The sequence below is a fragment of the Neisseria sp. P0001.S005 genome (assembly GCF_051963715.1).
Window position 1 is genome coordinate 1 of record NZ_JBQCTZ010000255.1, and the last position, 4279, is coordinate 4279.

Consider the following 4279-nt stretch of genomic DNA (forward strand, 5'->3'; position numbering starts at 1 on the left):
GGAGAAAACAGCTGAAAACCCTTGTTTGGATTTCGGCTGTTGGAAGGAAAGGAATTTTGCAAAGGTCTCCGCTTGTAAAGCTGCGACTACCACAAAGCCATAAACTACGGTTTCCACTATTCTGAACGCTTTGTGCAATATAATCAGCAGACAATCTTTGGGTTTCAGAAGGAATATAGTGGAACGTAACATTCGCTTGTTGAGCCAAATCTTTCCATTGGTCGATTATTTCTGCAGATAAATTTCTATCGGTATGGAACCAGTCAATCGGTTGATTGGAAGGTTGTTTGGCTAATTCTTTAAGCCTTGCAAGGAAAGGCGTAAAACCAATACCGTTACTCACCCAAATTTGTTCATTTTTATCTGAAAAATTGAAGCGGCCATATGCACCATCAATTTGAACGGTATGACCGATGTTCAAACGTTGAGGCAGACGATGGGTGTAGTCTCCCAAGTCTTTGATGATAAGATTGATTTCTTGATTTTCAGGATTCCAGTTGGAAGCGATGGTAAATGGGTGGCTTTCTCCATGTGCAGGTAAAAAGAGGAATTGACCGGCTTGGTGCCCTGCCATTTTGGCGCATTCAGGGTAAGTGAAAGAAGGGAGCCGTTTTGGTTCATGGCAGTTACTGTTGCCGTTTGCGGTTTACCAATGCGTTTAAAGAGGGCGAGGAGCGAACAAATACTACCGAAGAATAGGGCGGTAGTCAGCAACCAGCCAAGTGGCTGAGCCCAGTAAGCAAAGTTTGCCAATACGATGGTGTGCCATACAAGTGCAAGATAGACTGGGATAATTAAGATGTGAAGTTTGTCAAACCAACGGTAGGGAATAAGTTGGATCAGTGCGATAACCAATAAGACGACTGCAACGTAAAAAGCAATCTCACCCACTTCTTCTGCAAAATGGCGCTGGGTAACCAACCAATCTTTTAAAGTCAAGACTTCCTGCATCGGTGGGCGCGGCGGCTTTTTGCCGTCAAACAGACCGAGCTTTACCAGCCATTTTGGGAATTGCTTACTGGTCCAGTGCAGAATACTGCCTAAAAGGGCAACGATACCCAACCATTTATGCAGGCGGTACATTTTATCCAATCCGCCAAATAGTCCTTCCAACATTTTGGGACGTACTGCAAGAATCATACAAGCACTTATGGCCAGTATGCTGATGCTGCCGGTGAACTGTTGCGTATGGGAAATACACCCCACTTGTCTGGAAATGGCGCGGCAAACAGCCATAAAGCGAATATGCCGCCGAAAAAGACGGCTAAGGTCAGTTTGAGATTTCTCATTTTGATTGTTCCTTATGGATGGGAATATGAAGCAGTCTGTGCCGTTTGCGGGGATTGTATGTGGGGAAAAGTAGATGGAAATTATTGGTGTGGGTAAGGGTGGGAAGGGTTTACCTGTTGAGGTCGTCTGAAAAGTGCAGGCTGCTTTTTGGGTTTTCAGACGATCTCCGAAGCAGCCTGCACTCAGGTATTTTAGATTGACTAACGCGAGCTATCTGCCAAATACTTTCCGCCAGGCATTCGGATTGATTTTAAACTTGGCTTTGAACTGCAAACGTAGGTTTGCCGCGCTGCCGAAGCCGCTTAGTTCGGCGATGCGTTCTATCGGTAAATCCGTATTTTCCAATAAATCCTGTACCTGCCATAGCCGCTCTGTTGTCAGCCACTCACCGAAATTCATGCCTGTGGCTTGAGAAAAATGACGGATAAAGGTTCGGCGGGAAACGGCTAATTTTTTTGCCAAATCGTCCAAGCGGTATGGGGTCGCAAGGTTTTGGCGCAGTTCGTCCAATAGGTGATTGATTTTGTCATCGGCGGTACGACGTTCGACAGGTCGGTGGATAAACTGTGCCTGCCCGCCTTCGCGGTGTGGTGCCGCAACCAAGGTACGGGCAAGGGCGTTGGCAACGGTTGCACCGTGGATTTTGCGGATGAGGTACAGGCAGCAATCCAGCCCGCCCGCCGCACCTGCCGATGTTAAAAAGTTGCCGTCTTCCGCATATAGGCGGTTGGTATCCAGATGAATTTTAGGGAAACGGCAGACAAAGTCGTCTTCGGCAAGCCAGTGGGTGGCGGCGGTTCTGCCGTCTAAAAGTCCTGTGTAGGCAAGGGCGTAAGTGCCGTAACATAGGGCGGTGATATGTGCACCACGTTGTACTGCTTTCTGTAAATGTGTACTCAACTCGGGTGTTGGGGCTTCTTCAATATTGCGCCAGCCTGCGATGACGATGATATCGGCTTCTTCCGTCAAATCTAGGCCGCCGTGTATGGGAATGCTTGCGCCCAGTGCCGTGATGACGTCTTTGCTGTCATCGGAACAGATTTTAAGGTCAAAGAGCGGATTGTCCCGATAGGTCGTCTGAAAAACAGAAAAGGGAATGTTGAAAACAAAATCATTCATGCCCGATTGAGCATATAGCACGATTTTGGGGACAGTTTGATTTTGGCGAAACTCGTTACGCTCGTTTTCAGACGACATTTTGGCACTATCCTTGCGTTTGTTGGCAATATTGCCTATTTTAGCCGATGCACCTGCTGCTTAAAATACGCTCCATGATTTTTTAAGGAGCAACATAATGAAATTCAATCAATTTATTCTTGCCACTGTTTTGGGCGCGACAGCCTTTTCCGCTTGGGCAGACGATTCATACCAACATATCCGTAACGCTACCGCCAAGGTCGAATATGCGGGGCAGACGTTTTTGATTGACCCGTTTTTCGCCCCCAAGTATTCCATGAACGGCTTTGCCGGCACTTTCAATAACCAAGCCAAAATGCCGCTGGTCGGGCTGCCGATGAGCGTGAATAAAATTTTGGACGGTGTGGATGCAGTCATCGTTACCCATACCCACGAAGACCATTGGGACGAAACCGCCGCACGTTCCATTCCGAAAAAACTGCCCGTATATGTGCAGCACCAAGCCGACGCGGCAAAAATCCGCAGCCAAGGCTTTACTGATGTACGCGTGTTGAACGGCAGCGCTGTCTTCAACGGTGTAACCATCAGCAAAACCGGCGGCGTACATGGCACAGAGGCCATGTACGCCAATCCTCAGCTAGCCGAAATCTTAGGTGATGCAATGGGTGTGGTATTCCAAAGCAGCGGACATAAAACCGCTTATATTATGGGTGATACTGTGTGGACGGCAGATGTAAACAAAGCATTGAACCGCTACAAACCCGATTATCTGATTATGAACACGGGCTACGCGCTGATTTCAGGCATTTCAGACGGCATTATTATGGGGACGGCTGATGTATTAAAAGCCAGCCAAGTCATGCCTAAAGCCAAAATCATCACCGTACACATGGATACCGTGAATCATACCGCCGTCAGCCGCGCCGATATGCGTAAATTTATACGCGGTCAAGGCATTGAAAGCCGTGTGAACGTTCCGGAAGACGGAGAGACTGTGAGGCTAGATTGATAAGCGGTCATCTTTTAAAGAGAATTTGCAAAAATACTGGAAAATTTGACCTCTCTTTGTTATGAAAAAGGCCGTCTGAAATTTCAGACGGCTTTTGATTTCTTGCTTTATTCTCCAAATACTGCCCGATCGAAACGTTCAATATAGGCGACTAAATTTGCTTTGGTTCTTGCATATAGCGCAATTTCAGTGTCGATGGGGGTAAGAATCAGGCTTGCAACAACAGGCACGATGGCCACATCAACGGAGGTTAATTCTTCGCCGAAAAAGTAGCGCTTTGTGCCTAAGTAGTTGCTAATGGCGTCTAAATCTTCTTTTCCGAAGGCGTAAATATCGGATTGCGTGTGTCTTCCGATACCATGTCCATGCATTTCTTTTTTCGCGTTTTCCTGTAACACAGCAAAAATCGCTTCGGCTTGTTCGTTTGGCATGCCATCAAACATTGCCTTCATCATAAATGGTTTGCCGAGAGGATCGACGAAACGGTTATATACTCCCGTCCAATATAAATGTTCTTCGGTCATACGGCGAAAGGCTTCAGCAATCGCTTTTTGTTCAGGCGTTAAATGTTTATCTAAATCAATGCCGTAGGTTTCAGTTAGATAACGCTGAATGAAAGAGCTGTCAGGGATCAACTTCTCGCCATCTTGCAATACCGGGACTTTGCCTTTAGGCATTTTGTTGAGATCGGCAACATATTCTTTTTCGAAATCTAAGCCGGATAAACGCAGCATCGCTTCAGTTTTCCAAGTGAAAGGTGATGGACTGAGACCTTTGCAAAATTCCCCAAAATCCCCTAAATTCCTACTAAGACATTTAGGGGATTTTCCATGAGTACCTTCT

3 protein-coding genes and 2 pseudogenes are annotated in these 4279 nt (G+C 46.6%); 1 reads left to right on the plus strand and 4 read right to left on the minus strand.

The genetic code is table 11. The annotated features are described in order from the left end of the window. The 3 genes and pseudogenes from ACTHSP_RS18280 to ACTHSP_RS18290 all read right to left on the minus strand — a co-directional run. Positions 1-574 (minus strand): annotated as a pseudogene (locus ACTHSP_RS18280) (hypothetical protein); the annotation flags it as partial. Positions 575-828: 254 nt separating this feature from the next. Further along, a pseudogene (locus ACTHSP_RS18285) lies at positions 829-1236 on the minus strand (ferric reductase-like transmembrane domain-containing protein); the annotation flags it as partial. Positions 1237-1500: 264 nt separating this feature from the next. Continuing rightward, positions 1501-2487: a GlxA family transcriptional regulator gene (locus ACTHSP_RS18290; protein ID WP_440346614.1), complete on the minus strand. Its 987-nt coding sequence runs from the start codon at positions 2485-2487 to the stop codon at positions 1501-1503. Between the two features lie 97 nt (positions 2488-2584). Here ACTHSP_RS18290 and ACTHSP_RS18295 point away from each other — a divergent pair, with 97 nt between their 5' ends. Further along, the gene (locus tag ACTHSP_RS18295) at positions 2585-3436 is read left to right on the plus strand and encodes an MBL fold metallo-hydrolase (RefSeq protein ID WP_440346615.1); all 852 of its coding nucleotides are present in this window, start codon (positions 2585-2587) and stop codon (positions 3434-3436) included. A 107-nt stretch (positions 3437-3543) separates the two neighbouring features. On the opposite strand, the gene ACTHSP_RS18300 is transcribed toward ACTHSP_RS18295, so the two are convergent. Then, the coding region (locus ACTHSP_RS18300) for a glutathione S-transferase family protein (RefSeq protein WP_440346616.1) at positions 3544-4279 on the minus strand (736 nt) is incomplete at its 5' end.

Excerpts from the sequence above, each read along its gene's own strand:
- ACTHSP_RS18290 (WP_440346614.1), bottom strand. The coding sequence starts at position 2,487 with ATGTCGTCTGAAAACGAGCGTAACGAGTTTCGCCAAAATCAAACTGTC.
- ACTHSP_RS18295 (WP_440346615.1), top strand. The coding sequence starts at position 2,585 with ATGAAATTCAATCAATTTATTCTTGCCACTGTTTTGGGCGCGACAGCC.